Source organism: Mesorhizobium sp. B2-1-3, from assembly GCF_006442495.1.
Lineage (GTDB): Bacteria > Pseudomonadota > Alphaproteobacteria > Rhizobiales > Rhizobiaceae > Mesorhizobium.
In genome coordinates, this window is the sequence record NZ_VFWL01000011.1 from 156018 (window position 1) to 172438 (window position 16421).

General features: G+C 62.0%; 13 protein-coding genes. 6 read left to right on the forward strand and 7 right to left on the reverse strand.

The window, feature by feature from the left end; translation table 11 throughout:
* Window positions 1–53 precede the first annotated feature (53 nt).
* Both FJ973_RS19495 and FJ973_RS19500 read right to left on the reverse strand, forming a co-directional pair.
* Window positions 54–797 (reverse strand): alanyl-tRNA editing protein, encoded by a 744-nt coding sequence (locus FJ973_RS19495; protein ID WP_140515436.1) that lies wholly within the window; start codon window positions 795–797, stop codon window positions 54–56.
* On the reverse strand, window positions 797–1831 hold the full coding sequence (locus FJ973_RS19500; RefSeq protein WP_140557274.1) for a cysteine synthase A: 1035 nt from the start codon (window positions 1829–1831) through the stop codon (window positions 797–799). Before FJ973_RS19500 ends, FJ973_RS19495 begins: the two co-directional genes overlap by 1 nt.
* A 229-nt stretch (window positions 1832–2060) precedes the next feature.
* On the opposite strand from FJ973_RS19500, the gene FJ973_RS19505 reads away from it, so the two are divergent.
* A complete protein-coding gene (locus FJ973_RS19505; protein ID WP_140501312.1) occupies window positions 2061–2882 on the forward strand; it encodes an SDR family oxidoreductase in 822 nt (273 codons plus the stop codon).
* A 92-nt stretch (window positions 2883–2974) separates the two neighbouring features.
* Window positions 2975–3949, forward strand: a complete 975-nt coding sequence (locus FJ973_RS19510; protein ID WP_140501310.1) for an alpha/beta fold hydrolase — start codon at window positions 2975–2977, stop codon at window positions 3947–3949.
* Between the two features lie 108 nt (window positions 3950–4057).
* Here FJ973_RS19510 and FJ973_RS19515 read toward each other — a convergent pair whose 3' ends face one another.
* The gene (locus tag FJ973_RS19515) at window positions 4058–5473 is read right to left on the reverse strand and encodes a DEAD/DEAH box helicase (protein WP_140515439.1); all 1416 of its coding nucleotides are present in this window, start codon (window positions 5471–5473) and stop codon (window positions 4058–4060) included.
* A 398-nt stretch (window positions 5474–5871) separates the two neighbouring features.
* Here FJ973_RS19515 and FJ973_RS19520 point away from each other — a divergent pair, with 398 nt between their 5' ends.
* Window positions 5872–7404, forward strand: coding sequence for an acyl-CoA carboxylase subunit beta (locus FJ973_RS19520; protein ID WP_140515440.1), 1533 nt, complete (start codon window positions 5872–5874; stop codon window positions 7402–7404).
* Window positions 7405–7422: 18 nt separating this feature from the next.
* Here the strand turns inward: FJ973_RS19520 and FJ973_RS19525 are convergent, their stop codons facing one another.
* Window positions 7423–8952, reverse strand: a complete 1530-nt coding sequence (locus tag FJ973_RS19525; RefSeq protein WP_140557276.1) for an NAD(P)H-hydrate dehydratase — start codon at window positions 8950–8952, stop codon at window positions 7423–7425.
* A 334-nt stretch (window positions 8953–9286) separates the two neighbouring features.
* On the opposite strand from FJ973_RS19525, the gene FJ973_RS19530 reads away from it, so the two are divergent.
* The gene (locus tag FJ973_RS19530) at window positions 9287–9625 is read left to right on the forward strand and encodes a P-II family nitrogen regulator (RefSeq protein ID WP_006205430.1); all 339 of its coding nucleotides are present in this window, start codon (window positions 9287–9289) and stop codon (window positions 9623–9625) included.
* Window positions 9626–9683: 58 nt separating this feature from the next.
* Entirely contained in the window at window positions 9684–11093 is a 1410-nt protein-coding gene (glnA, locus tag FJ973_RS19535; protein ID WP_140527990.1) for a type I glutamate--ammonia ligase, read from the forward strand.
* 850 nt (window positions 11094–11943) lie between these two features.
* Here the strand turns inward: glnA and FJ973_RS19540 are convergent.
* Window positions 11944–12984 (reverse strand): glutamine synthetase beta-grasp domain-containing protein, encoded by a 1041-nt coding sequence (locus FJ973_RS19540; RefSeq protein ID WP_140501300.1) that lies wholly within the window; start codon window positions 12982–12984, stop codon window positions 11944–11946.
* A 311-nt stretch (window positions 12985–13295) separates the two neighbouring features.
* Here FJ973_RS19540 and FJ973_RS19545 point away from each other — a divergent pair, with 311 nt between their 5' ends.
* A complete protein-coding gene (locus FJ973_RS19545; protein WP_140501298.1) occupies window positions 13296–13490 on the forward strand; it encodes a DUF2735 domain-containing protein in 195 nt (64 codons plus the stop codon).
* Window positions 13491–13567: 77 nt separating this feature from the next.
* On the opposite strand, the gene FJ973_RS19550 is transcribed toward FJ973_RS19545, so the two are convergent.
* Window positions 13568–15457 (reverse strand): MFS transporter, encoded by a 1890-nt coding sequence (locus FJ973_RS19550; protein ID WP_140525514.1) that lies wholly within the window; start codon window positions 15455–15457, stop codon window positions 13568–13570.
* Between the two features lie 172 nt (window positions 15458–15629).
* Window positions 15630–16421, reverse strand: coding sequence for an ATP12 family chaperone protein (locus FJ973_RS19555; RefSeq protein ID WP_140557278.1), 792 nt, complete (start codon window positions 16419–16421; stop codon window positions 15630–15632).

Sequence of the window (16421 nt, forward strand, 5' to 3'; positions counted from 1 at the left end):
CGTTGTCTTGCCTTGCCGCATGATCTTGTCCGAAAACATCGTAGCTTTCGAGATCATGTTTGGGGCATCGGTCCAAACCGGATGCGGAAGCGCCGGTTTTCACGCCCCTTCTTCTCAATCTTGCCGATATGGATTTCGCCGATCTCGCCGGTGCTTTTGACATGGGTGCCACCACAGGGCTGACTGTCCACCGAAGCATTCTCGCCGATGCAGACCAGCCGGATTTTGCCGGTACCTAGCGGCGGACGGACATTCTTGGACTTCACCAGACCCGGATTGGCGGCCAGTTCCTCGTCGCTGATCAGCCTGGTAAAGATCGGATGATCGGCCCGCACCAGGCCCATCAGGCCAGCCGTCACGTCTTCCTTGCTGAAGCTGGCGTCGGGAATGTCGAAATCGACACGGCTGTCGTCTTCCGAAACCGCCGCGCCGGTGATCGGAAACGGGCAGACGACGGTGAGCAAATGGCAAGCGGCATGCATGCGCATCAAGAGATGACGTCGCTCCCAGTCGATTGCGAGCTTCAGGCGCTCGCCGACCGCAGGCGCGGCTTGTTCCGGCGCCGGCACGTGGATGATCTCGTCCTTTGTTTCCCCGGTGATGGTGGCGGCCAGGACGATGCGGCTGCCATCGGCGCGCTGGAGATGGCCGCTATCGCCCGGCTGCCCGCCCGAGGTGGCATAGAAGATGGTGCGGTCCAGAACGATGCCGCCGCGCTCGTTGACGGCGACCACCACGGCATCGGCCGTCCTGAGATAGGCGTCGTCGCGAAACAGCGCTTCGGTCTTGTGCGCCATCACACGACCTTTTCAAACGGCACGGAAATATCTGATTTCTCTTCCATCCAGCCGGGCACCGGCAGCTTCTTTTCGCGCAGGAATTCGGGATTGAACAGTTTCGATTGGTAGCGTGTGCCGTAGTCGCAAAGAATGGTCACGATGGTATGGCCGGGGCCGAGTTCACGCGCCAGTCGGATCGCGCCCGCTATGTTGATGCCGGTCGAACCGCCGACGCAAAGGCCTTCCTCCTGGACCAGGTCGAAGACGATCGGCAACGCATCCTCATCACGAATTTGGAACGAGAAGTCGGGCGTGAACCCATCGAGGTTGGCGGTGATGCGTCCCTGCCCGATGCCTTCGGTGATCGAACTGCCCTCGGATTTCAGCTCACCGCTGGTATAGAAACTGTAGAGCGCAGCGCCCAGCGGATCGGCGAGAGCGATCTTTACGTCCTTGCTTTTCGCCTTCAGTCCGAAAGCGACGCCGGCCAGCGTTCCGCCCGAGCCGACCGCCGAGACGAAGCCGTCGACCTTGCCGCCGGTCTGGCTCCAGATCTCCTGCGCCGTGGTGCGGATGTGCCCGTCGCGGTTGGCGACATTGTCGAACTGGTTGGCCCAGATAGCGCCGTTCGGCTCCGAACGCGCCATTTGCTCAGCCAGCCGCCCCGACAATTTCACGTAATTGTTGGGGTTCTTGTACGGCACGGCCGGAACCTCGATCAGCTCGGCGCCGAGCAGCTTGATCGTGTCCTTCTTCTCCTGGCTCTGCGTTTCGGGAATGACGATGACGGTGCGGTAGCCGAGCGCCTTGGCGACCAGCGTCAGCCCGATGCCCGTATTGCCGGCCGTGCCCTCGACAATGACGCCGCCCGGCCTGAGCAGCCCACGCTCTTCGGCATCGCGGATGATGAACAGGCCGGCGCGGTCCTTGACCGACTGTCCTGGATTCATGAATTCGGCCTTGCCCAGGATCTCGCAGCCGGTTTCTTCCGAAGCCCTGTTGAGGCGGACCAATGGCGTGTTGCCGATAGCGTCGATCACGGAGCGGGGCATTCGGGAGTCCTTGTGTAGCTGCGCGAAACCCTAGAAACCCGAAGCTTCGGTTTCAAGGCAAGAATTTGCCTGGTCCAGTCGCATTTTCCGTACTGCATTTGCGCCGGCGTCACCTTGGTGCCGGGCCTATCCGCGTTGTTCATTTGCGGCCGGCGTCGAAAACCGCTCTTTTCATTCGATTTCTTCGCGGTTAGAGCAAAAGCCAAGAACAATTCGACGGGGGCGCAGCATGACACTCTATCGGGCCGACCCGAAGCATGGCGTCGCCTGGGTCACGGGAGGCAGCAGCGGCATCGGCCGTTCGCTGGCCAGGGACCTTGCGTCCCAGGGCTATGCGGTGGCCGTAACGGCACCCGATGGCGATCCCATCGACACGCTGATTGTCGAGACCGCGCAGATGCCAGGCAAGGTCAAGGCTTTTCCCTGCGACGTGACCGACGAGCCGCGCATGGCAAGAACCGTCGCTGCAATCGAGAACGAGCTTGGCCCCATCGTGCTCGCCGTCTTAAACGCGGGCAACTACATTTCCACGCCTGGCGAGGCTCTCGTCGTCAGCGATTTTCGCCGGTCTTTCGAGGTCAACTATTTCGGCATCATCAACGGGCTTGTGCCGGTCGTCGAACGCATGCGCGTGCGGGCGCGCGGTCATATTGTGCTGGTCGGCTCGGTCACCGCTTATTTCGGCTGGCCGACGACCGCCGCTTATGGCGGCACCAAAGCGGCGATCAACATCCTGGCCGAATCGCTGAAATACGATTTCGACAAGATGAACGTGCGCGTCCAGGTCATGAATCCGGGCTTCATAGACACACCGCTGACCGAGAAGAACATGCTGCCCATGCCGGGGCTGATGCCGGTCAGCCGAGCGACGCGGCGCATGGTGCGGGGTATCAAATCCGGCGGCTTCGAGGTCACATTCCCGCGCCGGACGAGCTGGCCCCTGAAGCTGCTCAGCCTGTTGCCGAGACCGGTGTACCGAGGCGTGATCAGCCTCATGACGAGCTGGAAGGCACGGCCGCTGAATTACGACCGCAAGCCGCCGAGCGAATAGAAGCCAGCGGATCGGCGGCTTCATCGCCGGCCGGTCGTTGCCTGTTCCCCGCCACCGCCGTAGGTTTGTTGTTGTTGCGTTTGGAGTCTGCGATGGGGCGACGAATCGTGCTTGCTGTGCTGGGGTTAGTCGCCATCCTCGCACTGGCCTTCGTGCTCGGCCCGCGGGTTCCCGTCGACACCACGATCCGCTTCGATCCATCCGCAATCGGCGACGATCCGCAGGCCTACGTGGCCAGGACGGAAGCGGCGATATCCGGCATCCGTGACGGGCTGGAGAAAGAGATCATCTGGGCCAATCCGATGGTGCATGCCAGGACACGGCTGTCCATCGTCTATATCCACGGCTTTTCGGCGTCGAAGGGCGAGCTCCGCCCGCTGCCCGACGAGGTTGCCGACCAACTCGACGCCAATCTGTTCTTCACCCGCCTCACCGGCCACGGGCAGGATGGCGCGGCCATGACGCAAGGCAGCCTCAATGCCTGGATCAACGACTATGAGGAGGCGCTCGCGATCGGCCGGGCCATCGGCGACAAGGTGATCGTCATCTCTACCTCGACCGGCGGCTCGCTGGCGGCCTGGGCGGCAACACAGCCGGGCGCTTCGGACGGCGTGGCGGCGATCGCGTTCATCTCGCCGAATTTCGGCGTCAAGGCGTCGGGCGCCGGGATCCTGACCATGCGATGGGGCAAACAAATAGCCGAACTCGTCGCCGGCAAGGAGCGCAGCTTCATGCCGCGCAACGCGCTGCACGAGAAATTCTGGACCACCAGATATCCCCTTGCCGCGACGCTGCCGATGCAGGCGCTGACGGAACTTGCCTATGGCGCGCCGGTGGAGAAAGCGGTGGTCCCTGCCCTCTTCATCTTTTCGGATTCGGACAGCGTGGTGCGGCCTGACCGCACGCGTGAAATCGCCGGGCGTTGGGGCGCGCCGCACGAGCTGGTTCCGGTCGACGATACCGGCGATCCCGACAACCACGTCATCGCCGGCGACGCCCTGTCGCCATCGACCACGACCTTCCTTGCACAAAGAATTGCCGTCTGGATCGAGGCGGTCGCGAAGTAGCCCGAGCTTCCATACGGAAAGGGCGACCGCAGCCTCACCGCGGTCGCCCTTTATCTCACTGGTGACCAGCCGGGCACGCAAATGCCCGGCCAATACGAAGCGGCCTGCCTACGCGGCCCGCGCCGCGGGCCGCTTGCCGCCGAAGCGGCGTTTATTGTTGCCCTTGAAGGGCTTGGCGCCTTCCGGTTTGCGGTCGCCAGCGAAGGCCGGCTTGTCACCGAAGCGCTTCTTGCCGGAGCCGTTGTTCTGGCCGCCCGGCCGCCTGCCGTCGCGACGGCCATTGCGGTCGTTTCGGTCATTGGCAGGCTCGAAGCGCTCGTTCTTCTCAGCCGGGTTGCGCTGCGGATCGGGGCTGCCGAGATGGTCGGCGACAACAGGCAGCTTGGCGCGGATGATGCGTTCGACCTGGCGCAGCTTGCTGTTCTCGGACGGATCGCAGAGCGTAATCGCAATGCCGTCCCGGCCGTTGCGGCCGGTGCGGCCGATGCGGTGGACATAGCTCTCCGCCTCATCAGGCAGGTCGAAATTCACGACATGACTGATGCCGGGCACGTCGATGCCGCGCGCGGCGATATCGGTGGCCACCAGAATGCGCACCGAACCCTCGCGGAAATCGTTCAGTGCCTTCTGCCGCGCATTCTGCGACTTGTTGCCGTGGATGACAGCGGCCTTGAAGCCGTCGCGCTCGAGGTCCTTGGTTACCCGGTCGGCGCCGTGCTTGGTGCGCGAAAAGATGATGACGGACTTCATCGTCTCGTCGGCGAGCATCGTCGACAGCACTTGGCGCTTCTGCTTGGTGCGGGCAAGGACGACGCTCTGCGCGATCTCGGCCGCCGCCGTGCTTTGCGGCGCGACTTCGACACGGATTGGGTTCTTCAGCAGGCCTTTCGCCAGTTCGGCGATTTCATTGGGCATAGTCGCGGAGAACAGCACCGTCTGACGGTCCGGCGCGGTCGCCTTGGCGATGCGCTTGACGTCATTGATGAAGCCCATGTCGAGCATGCGGTCGCCCTCGTCGAGCACCAGCCATTTGGTGTCGGCAAGCATGAGGTCGCCTTCGCGCACCAGATCGGTCAACCGGCCAGGCGTGGCGATCAGGATGTCGACACCAGGCGCAACCTTCTTCACCTGGCTGAAGCGCGAGACGCCGCCCAGCACGAGCGCGGTCGAGACATGCGCGCCCTTGGCGAGGATCTTGATGGTGTCCTCGATCTGCACGGCGAGCTCACGAGTCGGCGCCAGGATCAGCGCGCGTGCCGTCTTCGGCCGGCGCTTGGTGCCGAGCGCAATGATCTTCGACAGGATCGGCAGCGCGAAGGCCGCAGTTTTGCCGGAGCCGGTCTGGGCGATGCCGAAAATGTCACGGCCTTCCATCTGCGGCGGGATCGCCTGAGCCTGGATCGGCTTCGGATCGGTGAAGCCGGCGGCATGGGTGGCCTTGAGCAGCGCACCCGTAATTCCCAGTGCTGCGAAACCGGAGAGTTCTCCAGTGTCGTTGCCGGGCAAAGTGTTTTCGTTGGTCAAAATATTCTTCTTTCACGCGGCCTCTGGCCGCAAACATCAATGGCGGCAGGGCGCAACCTGCCGTCGAATCAATTGTCATGGAACGACAAGGCGGCGGACGTGTTCGTCCGCGCGGCTGCGCTGTCGTGCCCGCAGGCATCATGCCACGGGGCTTTTTCGCCACCTTGCTAACCAATCGGGGCCGATCAGCAGGAAAGAGGGAAAACAGACGCAACCAGTCTCATTCGAGGAGAAGGCCGGATCGGTCCGGCCCAAGCGCCTATGCCGTGCATATGGCTGAGTTCGCTCTGAAATGCAAGGGCATCATGTTGCAGCGCAACAAAACGCCTCGAAAAAGCGACGCTTGCGCTCACCTGCGGGCATCATTACCACAAAGCAGCCCGCGCAGGAGATCGAGAATGAAGGACGTGCTGAAGGAACTCGAGCGTCGTCGCGAGATCGCCCGCATGGGCGGCGGTCAGGCTCGCATCGACGCGCAGCACAAGAAGGGCAAGCTCACCGCCCGCGAACGCATCGAGGTGTTTCTCGACGAGGGTTCGTTCGAGGAGTTCGACATGTATGTCGAGCACCGTTCGACCGACTTCGGCATGGAAAAGACCAAGATCGCCGGCGATGGCGTTGTCACCGGCTGGGGCACCGTCAACGGCCGTCCCGTCTACCTTTTCGCCAAGGATTTTACCGTGTTCGGCGGCTCGCTGTCGGAAGCGCATGCCGAAAAGGTCATCAAGGTGCAGGAGATGGCGCTGCGCAACCGCGCGCCGATCATCGGCCTCTACGATGCCGGCGGTGCCCGCATCCAGGAAGGCGTGGCTGCACTCGGCGGCTACGCCGAGATCTTTCAGCGCAATGTGCTGGCGTCGGGCGTCATTCCGCAGATTTCCGTGATCATGGGGCCTTGCGCTGGCGGCGACGTCTATTCGCCGGCCATGACCGACTTCATCTTCATGGTGCGCGACACCTCCTACATGTTCGTTACTGGACCGGACGTGGTGAAGACCGTCACCAACGAGACGGTGACCGCCGAGAGCCTCGGCGGCGCTTCCGTTCACACGACGAAATCCTCGATCGCCGACGGCGCCTATGACAACGACGTCGAAGCACTGCTGCAGATGCGCCGGCTGGTCGATTTGCTGCCGGCCTCGAACACATCGGAGATTCCCGAGATCGAATGCTACCAGTCGGTCACCGATCACGATCTGTCGCTCGACCGGCTGATCCCCGACAACGCGAACAAGCCTTACGATATCAAGGAGCTGATCCTGAAAGTCGCCGACGAGGGTGATTTCTTCGAGATCCAGCAAAGTTTCGCCAAGAACATCGTCACCGGCTTCGGACGTATTGAAGGCCGCACGGTCGGCTTCGTCGCCAACCAGCCCATGGTGCTGGCCGGCGTGCTCGATTCTGACGCCAGCCGCAAGGCGGCGCGCTTCGTGCGCTTCTGCGACTGTTTTTCGATCCCGATCGTCACCTTCGTCGACGTTCCGGGCTTCCTGCCGGGCACAGCGCAGGAATATGGCGGGCTGATCAAGCACGGCGCCAAACTGCTCTTCGCCTATGCCGAGGCGACCGTGCCGAAGATCACCGTCATCACCAGGAAGGCCTATGGCGGCGCCTATGACGTGATGGCTTCGAAACACCTGCGTGGCGATATGAACTATGCCTGGCCGACGGCGCAGATCGCCGTGATGGGCGCCAGGGGCGCGGTCGAGATCATCTATCGCAAGGACATCGGAGACGCCGAAAAGATCGCAGCTCATACAAAGGCTTACGAAGACCGCTTCCTGTCGCCCTTCGTCGCCGCCGAGCGCGGCTATGTCGACGAGGTGATCATGCCGCATTCGACCCGCCGCCGCATCGCCCGCGCGCTGCGAATGCTGCGCAACAAGGACATGCAGAACCCCTGGAAAAAGCACGACAACATTCCGCTGTAAGCTGAATGTCGCGGCAAGTCAGCGCGCGCCGCGAGCCGCCACCAGTTCACGCAGCACAGGCACCAGCGCCAGCGGGAAATCCTCGGCGATCAGCCCCGGCCCGAACCGGCTGCCGGCCTCGGCATGGATCCATACCGCCGCGCACGCCGCCTCGAAGGCCGGCATGCCTTGCGCCAGGAAGCCGGCCACGAGCCCCGAGAGCACGTCGCCCGAACCGGCGGTTGCCAACCACGGCGCGCCACTGGAGTTTATCGCGGCCTTGCCATCGGGAGCAGCGATTACGGTGTCGGCGCCCTTATAGACGATCACGGCATTGGCACGGGTGGCGGCCATACGAGCCCTGCCCAACTTGGACGAAACGGCGCCACCCGCGATGTCAGCAAACAGCCTGGCGAACTCGCCTTCATGCGGCGTCATCACCAGCGACGGCGCGCTCGGCTGGCGCGAGGCTTCGAACAGGACATCCGGCTTCTCGCGAAACGAGGTGATCGCGTCGGCGTCGAACACCAGACCATCGACCGAGGCGGAAACGTTCCGCTGCTGGCCAGCGGCAAGCAGCGTGAGAGCAAAATTCCGCGTTCTTTCACCGACACCGAAGCCAGGGCCCAGTACAAAAGCGGAGGGCCGGCGTTCGCCGATGAAGGCGTCGATGTCGGCGCTGTCATTTGCTTTGCGCAGCATGATCGAGGTCAGATGCGCGGCATTGACCTGCATGGCTTTCGCCGGGGACAGGACGGTGACCGCCCCTGCCCCGCTTCGCGCCGCGGCAAGCGCCGCAAGCCGCGCCGCGCCAGTGGCGCTCGGGCCGCCGGAAAAGACGCCGACATGGCCGCGCTTGTACTTGTGCGTATCGACGCCCGGAATCGGAAAGGCGCTGAGCCAAAGCGCCGGCGAGTTCTCGAACGCCTGGGGCCGAATCCGGGCAATGAGACCATCGGCGATACCGATATCGGCGAGCACGATCTCCCCGCACAGCTCGCGCCCGGGCAGCAAAAGATGACCAGGTTTTTTGCGGGCGAAGGTGACGGTGACCCCAGCCCGAAAAGCATGGCCGAGCACTTGGCCGCTGTCCCCGGAAACGCCTGATGGCAGATCGACCGCGACGACCGGCAAGGCCAGGCTTGTCACCACGCCAACCGTTCTCGCCGCTTCACCGGACAGCGGTTTGGACAGCCCTGCTCCGTAAAGAGCGTCGACGACGACAGCGCCGGCTTCGGCCGCGAAATTCGCCAGCGGCCGAGGTTTGACCGGGCATTCGCCGGCGGCAAGCGCGGCATCGCTGCCCGGCTTCGGCGTGCCCGTCGCCCAGACCACCGTGTCGACGCCAGCGGTTGCCAGGCAGCGGGCCACGACATAGCCATCGCCGCCATTGTTGCCGGGACCGCTAAGCACATGGACCCGCTTCGCTGCCGGATCGCGCCTGAAAATTTCGGCCGCGACGGCTTCGCCTGCACGGCGCATCAGGCCGATGCCGTCGATTGCGCCGGCGGCAATCGTCAACCGATCCGCCTCGCTCATCTCCTCGGGAGAAAGAAGTTCGTTGCTCATGGATTGCCGATCCGCATTCGATAAAGCATTGTCCAGTTTTCGGCTCGACGCAAACGCAGAGGAGTTGGCGCGGTCCCAGCCAAGCTGAGCAATGCCCACCAAATAAGCAATACGCCTAAATATCGGGCAGACATAAACACCGACGCCGCGTAGGCTGCAGCCATCCGTCGCGCGCTGGATGCAGTGAACGATGCGAATTTGCATCTTCGTGCGGCATGGTTCTGGAATCGAATGACACCGCTTGAAATCCCGCCAATTGGCACAGTTCGTGCTTGATGGAGGCGCAAGCGGGGGCTCACAACCCGTTTTTTTGGCAGTGGAGGCCACTTTTTACATGAAAAAGATCGAAGCGATCATCAAGCCATTCAAGCTGGACGAAGTGAAGGAAGCGCTTCAGGAGGCCGGACTGCAAGGCATCACCGTGACGGAGGCCAAGGGTTTTGGACGCCAGAAGGGCCACACCGAGCTTTATCGCGGCGCCGAATATGTCGTCGACTTCCTGCCCAAGGTGAAGATCGAAGTCGTGCTCGGCGACGATGCGGTCGAAGGCGCCATCGAAGCCATCCGCAAGGCGGCCCAGACCGGGCGCATCGGCGACGGCAAGATCTTCGTCTCCAACATCGAGGAAGTCGTGCGCATCCGCACCGGCGAAACCGGCATGGATGCCGTCTGACACCTCGCCCATCTTCCGAAACGTCATTATTAAAAAACGTCACACAGGGATACATGACATGACGACAGCCAAAGACATCATGAAGCAGATCAAGGACAACGATGTGAAGTTCGTTGACCTGCGCTTCACCGACCCGAAGGGCAAGCTGCAGCACGTGACGATGGATGTCATCGAGGTCGAGGAAGACATGTTCGCCGATGGCGTGATGTTCGATGGTTCTTCGATCGCCGGCTGGAAGGCGATCAACGAGTCCGACATGGTGCTGATGCCCGATCCTGAAACGGTCCATATGGATCCGTTTTTCGCTCAGTCGACCATGGTCATCCTGTGCGACATCCTCGATCCGGTTTCGGGCGAATCCTATAACCGCGACCCGCGCGGCACTGCCAAGAAGGCCGAGGCCTACATGAAGTCGGAAGGCATCGGCGACACCATCTATGTCGGCCCGGAAGCCGAGTTCTTCGTCTTCGATGACGTCAAGTACAAAGCCGATCCCTACAACACCGGCTTCAGGCTCGATTCCACCGAACTGCCGTCCAATGACGACACCGACTACGAAACCGGCAATCTCGGCCACCGTCCGCGCGTCAAGGGCGGTTATTTCCCGGTGCCGCCGATCGATTCGGCGCAAGACATGCGCTCCGAGATGCTGACCGTGCTCGCCGAGATGGGCGTGCGGGTCGAGAAGCATCACCACGAAGTGGCCGCGGCCCAGCACGAACTCGGCATCAAGTTCGACACGCTGGTCCGCAACGCCGACAAGATGCTGATCTACAAATATGTCGTGCATCAGGTCGCCAATGCCTACGGCAAGACCGCCACCTTCATGCCGAAGCCGATCTTCGGCGACAACGGCTCGGGTATGCATGTCCACCAGTCGATCTGGAAAGGCGGCAAGCCGACCTTCGCCGGCAACGAGTATGCCGGTCTCTCGGAAAGCTGCCTGTTCTATATCGGCGGCATCATCAAGCACGCCAAGGCTATCAACGCCTTCACCAACCCCCTGACCAACTCCTACAAGCGTCTGGTGCCGGGCTACGAGGCGCCGGTGCTGCTCGCCTATTCGGCGCGCAACCGCTCGGCGTCCTGCCGTATCCCGTTCGGCTCGTCGCCAAAGTCGAAGCGCGTCGAGGTCCGCTTCCCCGATCCGGGTGCGAACCCCTATCTCGCCTTTGCCGCCATGCTGATGGCCGGCCTCGACGGGATCAAGAACAAGATTCATCCCGGCCAGCCGATGGACAAGGATCTCTACGATTTGCCGCCGAAGGAGCTGAAGAAGATCCCGACCGTCTGCGGCTCGCTGCGTGAAGCGCTCCAGAGCCTCGACAAGGACCGCGGCTTCCTGAAGGCCGGGGGCGTCTTCGACGACGACCAGATCGACAGCTACATCGAGTTGAAGATGGCCGAGGTGATGCGCTTCGAAATGACACCGCATCCCGTCGAATATGACATGTACTATTCGGTCTGATTTTTGATCTCCCTGGACCCGGCGCAACCCGGATCCAGCGGCTTCAATTCAGCCTGCAAATGCGGGGCCGGAAGATGAACCTCTTCCGGCCCCTTTGTTTGCACACATCGAGGCTTCCATTCAGCCAAATCCGCGGACACCGACGCGTTCGATCGGATGCTGCCCGATCCAGCGACTGGAAAGGCGCACCGGCTGCTGAGGTTCCGTCGGCTGGTCACGTCACACGTGTCGATTGCGCTGAGGCACAGACCGGCTTGAGCCAGCCAAGCTGGGCGGCCAGGCGATCCGGCATGCGCTTTTTGCAAGTAAAGGGATAAGCCAGGAGCGAGCGGCACACTGCCTCAGGCTGCAATGCCCGCTCGTCCGGCGCCCCCGCCAATGCTGTCGTTCAAGAAACCCCGCCCCGTTCGAACAGCACCGCTTGGCGTATCCCCCAATGCCTGCGAATACGCATGTTGCGCCGCAGCCTGTCAATGTCGCCTGCCGGGCGTCGAGACGGTCGATTTTGGTGTATGAACAGGGGCTTATGAAAGGATCGGTCGACAGGCATTCTTGCCGGAATGGCCGGATTTCCGGGCTTTTTCGAGGATTTCGAAGCCTGCGGCCCGGCGCCAAGGTATGCTTTCGTCAGCCCAAAGCCGCCTTGTCGGGATGGGTTTGAGCCGCCCTTTTTAACCTGACTTTTTTTGGGGGAATTTGCTTTGCCAGGCCAGGAGCCAGGAAGACGAGGAGCGGAGAACGGAAACAGCGGCATGCGATAGTGCCCGCCATCGTCACACGAAAAAGCCCCGGCAACTCCCGCCGGGGCTCGCGTCATGGTTGTCGGGATCTTGAGGCCCGACGTGAAATATCAAGCAGCGGCCGAAACCGATGCGCCGGTCGAAACCTGCGAGATCGTCTTCAGGACCTGGGAAGCGATCTGGTAGGGGTCGCCCTGCGAGTTCGGGCGGCGGTCTTCCAGATAACCCTTGTAGTCATTCTTGACGAACGAATGCGGCACGCGGATCGAGGCGCCGCGGTCGGCGATACCATAGCTGAACTTGTTCCAGGGCGCCGTCTCGTGCTTGCCGGTCAGACGCTTGTCGTTGTCCGGGCCGTACACGGCGATATGGTCCATCAGGTTCTTTTCGAACTGCGCCATCAGGGCCTCGAAATAACCCTTGCCGCCGACTTCGCGCATATATTTGGTCGAGAAGTTGCAATGCATGCCCGAGCCGTTCCAATCGGTGTCGCCGAGCGGCTTGCAGTGGAACTCGATATCTATGCCGTACTTTTCGGTGAGGCGCTGGAGCAGGTAGCGGGCCATCCACATCTGATCGGCGGCCTTCTTGGAGCCCTTGCCGAAAATCTGGAATTCCCACTGGCCTTTGGCCACTTCGGCGTTGATGCCTTCATGGTTGATACCCGCGGCAAGGCAGAGGTCGAGATGCTCTTCGACGATCTGGCGCGCGATGCTGCCGACGTTCGAATAGCCGACGCCGGTGTAGTACGGGCCCTGCGGGGCGGGATAACCGCTCTCGGGGAAACCGAGCGGACGGCCATCCTTGTAGAAGAAGTACTCCTGCTCGAAACCGAACCAGGCATCCTCGTCGTCGAGAATGGTCGCGCGGCTGTTGGACACGTGCGGCGTGACGCCATCGGGCATCATGACTTCGCACATGACGAGAACGCCGTTGGTGCGGGCCGGATCGGGATAAAGCGCGACCGGCTTCAACACGCAATCGGAGCTTCGGCCCTCGGCCTGCATGGTGGACGAGCCGTCGAAGCCCCACAGCGGCAGCTGGTCGAGCTTCGGGAACTCGGCATAATCCTTGATCTGGGTCTTGCCGCGAAGATTGGGGGCCGGGGTGTATCCGTCGAGCCAGATATACTCGAGCTTGTATTTGGTCATTCTAGAGCCTCTCGTTGTGCTTGACCACCGCACGCGGTGTCGACGCATGGCCGGAGCAAGCCGACCTGCCGACTGGTAAAAAGCAATTCATATGCCACTCTGGCATCGACCGGTGCGACAAAATGGTCGTACGATTCCCGTGAATTCACTGCACCGCCCCAGCAATGCGCCGGGATCGATCAGACGCAGAGATTGCGCAAATAATAGGCAATAACTGATCTTTTCATAAGCATATTGCCTAAATGAATCGCAGAACCTATTTTGAGGAAAAGCTGAATCAACTGACCCTCGGAGAAGAAAGGAGACCGCCAATGGAAGTCACCCTCGCCCGTCCGTCGGCAAAGATCCTGATGTTCCCGCTTGCAGGCCGCGTATCTGCCTCAAATTTAGGCGCGAAGGCCAAGTTCGCGGCAGAGCTTGCCTCGCTGCGTAACACGCATGCCGATTTCGATGGCTGGTATCACGAGGCCGCTGTCGAGGAAGAAAACCAGCAGCCGAAGAGCTGAACGCATCTTCAGCCTCGATATGAAAACCCGGCGCGATCGCTCGCGCCGGGTTTTCTCATGCATGTGGATCCGACCCGTTACTGCTTGGTCTCCAGGTTCGTGCCGAGCGTATCCTTGACGAAGATCATGCCGATGACGAGCGACATCGCCGCGATTATCACGGGATACCAGAGGCCATAATAGATGTCGCCCCTGTAGGCACTGAGCGCGAACACCGTCGCCGGCAGCAACCCGCCGAACCAGCCATTGCCGATATGGTAGGGCAGCGACATGCCGGTGTAGCGGATGCGGGTCGGGAACATCTCGACCAGGATGGCCGCGATCGGACCGTAGACCATGGTCACGAACAGGACGAGGACGAACAGGATGGCGATCGTCATAGGCCAGTTCACGGCCGCAGGGTCGGCGAACATGGCGAAGGCACCGCCGCCGGGTATGTTGTAGACGGTGACCTCAGGCGCACCGGCAGCCTCGTCGGCGGTCAAAAGCTTGTCCTTGATAGCCTGATCGGTAGGAACCGTCGCCTTTTCGCCGGCGCGGATGGCGGCGGCGTCGAGCTTCAGTTCGGGATTGGCAGCGACAAACGCGTCGAGCTTCTGGTCCGGTATCTTGATCGCAGCACGCTTCAGCGGATATCCGCCGTCCTGCAGCGACATGTTGACGGCCTTGACGAAGGCGGCCTCCTTGGCCTTGGCCTGGTCGCCCGCGGCGACAGCATCGTAGGATGCCACCGTTTCATTGCCGATCTTGACCGAAGCAGCCGTACCGGGTGCCGCCGTGGAAACGACGTCATAGGGCACCGAGTTCTTGGTCAGGAACGAGGTCGCGATGTCGCAAGACGTCGTGAACTTGGCGGTGCCCACCGGATTGAACTGGAACCTGCAGTCGCCGGGTGCCGCGGTCACCGTCGCGCGGGTGCTCTGCTGTGCCTCGGCAAGGGCCGGATTGGCGGCCCAGGTCAATGCCTTGAACAGCGGGAAGGTGCAGACGATCGCCAGTGCGAGCCCGGCCATGATGATCGGTTTGCGGCCGATCTTGTCGGAGAGCCAGCCGAACACGACGAAGAAGATGGAGCCCAGCGCAAGCGCGATGGCGATCATGATGTTGACCGACTGTGCGTCCAGCTTCAACACGTTCTGGAGGAAGAACAGGGCGTAGAACTGGCCGTTGTACCAGACCACGGCCTGGCCAGCCGTAAGGCCGAGCAGTGCCAGCAGCGCGATCTTGGCGTTCTTCCACTGGCCGAAGGCTTCCGAGAGCGGTGCCTTGGAACCCTTGCCCTCTTCCTTCATGCGCTGGAAGGTGGGGGATTCGGAAAGCGACAGCCGGATCCAGATGGAAATGCCGAGCAACAGGAACGACACGATGAAAGGAACGCGCCAGCCCCAGGCGGCATAGGTTTCCTTGCTCATGGAGCCCTGGACGATCAGGATGACGATCAGCGACAGGAACAGGCCGAGTGTGGCGGTCGTCTGGATCCACGACGTATAGTAGCCGCGCCGGTCGTCCGGCGCATGCTCGGCGACATAGGTGGCCGCGCCGCCATATTCGCCGCCCAGTGCCAAGCCCTGGAGCATGCGCAGGATGATCAGGATCACCGGAGCCGCGATGCCGAGGCTCGCATAACCAGGCAGCAAGCCCACCAGGAAGGTCGACAGGCCCATGATCGTCATGGTGACGAGGAAGGTATATTTACGGCCGACAAGGTCGCCGATGCGGCCGAACAGCAAAGCGCCGAACGGACGGACGAGGAAGCCGGCGGCGAAAGCCAGCAGCGCGAAAATATTGCGCGTCGCTTCCGGAATGGTCGGGCTGAAAAAGGTCGAACCAATAAAGGCCGCGAGCGATCCGTAGAGATAAAAATCGTACCATTCGAAAACGGTGCCGAGCGAAGAAGCGAAGATGACTTTCTTCTCTTCTCGCGTCATGCCGCGGCTCTTTCCGCTGGCGGTCGATGCGATAGCCATTGAGATGCTCCTCCCGTGAGACCCTTGTGCTCGATGCAGCGCCCCTGCGTTCGCATTTCTCTCCGAACGCAGACTCGCGGCAGCAATCACGGGAAAAATGACAGAAAGCGCCTGCCAACGGCAGATGACTTTGGGATTATGACTTTGGTATTAGGTGCGGTGCGGTGGCCGGTCAGCCTTCGAGCGCCTCGATCAGACCGACGGCAGCCATCATGTCGCGCTTGCGGGCGGAGCGGCGCGCGACAGCTTCCGCATCCTGTCCCCAATGCTCGATCTGCCAATCCTCGTCGACATGGCCGGCAGTCCAGGCCGCCTCACCGCCGAGTTCGCCGAACTCCACGGCCAACGCCAGCAGCGCCGAACCGGTCAGCGAGGTCATGACGTGGATCGCTGCCAGGCGCAGCGGCTCGGCGCGCTGGGCAAGATGCGCACCCAGCACAGCAATGGTTTCGCGCGGTTGATCGACGTGAATGATGCCCTCGGCAAGGTTGAAGCGAGCGCCGAGTGCTGCCTGCGCCCAGTCGAGGACAGGATCCCACAGCTCGTTCTGCCGCTCGACCAAGCCTTGTGGTGCGTCGGCGCGATAACAGAGCAGATCCGACGAGGCAAAGCGCAGTATGTCCTCCAGCACCGCCTGCGGATCGCTGGCGACGCCGTCGAGCGCGGTGTTGACGAGACGCATCACCGGCATCGACACCGGATCGATGGTCTCGCCCTGGGCGGCGAATTCATCGGCGACCAGCGATGCCGCCTTCTCGGTCGGCAGCGTCAGCAGCGCCTTGCCCGGCGTGCGCACCGGTTTGCCGTCGAGATGGACGGCAAAGCCATCATCGGCCGGCGCGACCGAAACGATCTTGTAAAAACGCTTCGGCAGCGGCTTCTTCATCTGGATCTGGGCGCGGCGCACCGGATCGGGGTCGGAGAGCAGTTTCCCCGCCTCGAGATCGCTGAGGATATCGCGCAT

Coding starts and splice junctions, on each gene's coding strand:
- FJ973_RS19495 (WP_140515436.1), bottom strand. CDS start 797: ATGGCGCACAAGACCGAAGCGCTGTTTCGCGACGACGCCTATCTCAGG.
- FJ973_RS19500 (WP_140557274.1), bottom strand. CDS start 1,831: ATGCCCCGCTCCGTGATCGACGCTATCGGCAACACGCCATTGGTCCGC.
- FJ973_RS19505 (WP_140501312.1), top strand. CDS start 2,061: ATGACACTCTATCGGGCCGACCCGAAGCATGGCGTCGCCTGGGTCACG.
- FJ973_RS19510 (WP_140501310.1), top strand. CDS start 2,975: ATGGGGCGACGAATCGTGCTTGCTGTGCTGGGGTTAGTCGCCATCCTC.
- FJ973_RS19520 (WP_140515440.1), top strand. CDS start 5,872: ATGAAGGACGTGCTGAAGGAACTCGAGCGTCGTCGCGAGATCGCCCGC.
- FJ973_RS19525 (WP_140557276.1), bottom strand. CDS start 8,952: ATGAGCAACGAACTTCTTTCTCCCGAGGAGATGAGCGAGGCGGATCGG.
- FJ973_RS19530 (WP_006205430.1), top strand. CDS start 9,287: ATGAAAAAGATCGAAGCGATCATCAAGCCATTCAAGCTGGACGAAGTG.
- glnA (WP_140527990.1), top strand. CDS start 9,684: ATGACGACAGCCAAAGACATCATGAAGCAGATCAAGGACAACGATGTG.
- FJ973_RS19540 (WP_140501300.1), bottom strand. CDS start 12,984: ATGACCAAATACAAGCTCGAGTATATCTGGCTCGACGGATACACCCCG.
- FJ973_RS19545 (WP_140501298.1), top strand. CDS start 13,296: ATGGAAGTCACCCTCGCCCGTCCGTCGGCAAAGATCCTGATGTTCCCG.
- FJ973_RS19550 (WP_140525514.1), bottom strand. CDS start 15,457: ATGGCTATCGCATCGACCGCCAGCGGAAAGAGCCGCGGCATGACGCGA.
- FJ973_RS19555 (WP_140557278.1), bottom strand. CDS start 16,421: ATGCGCGATATCCTCAGCGATCTCGAGGCGGGGAAACTGCTCTCCGAC.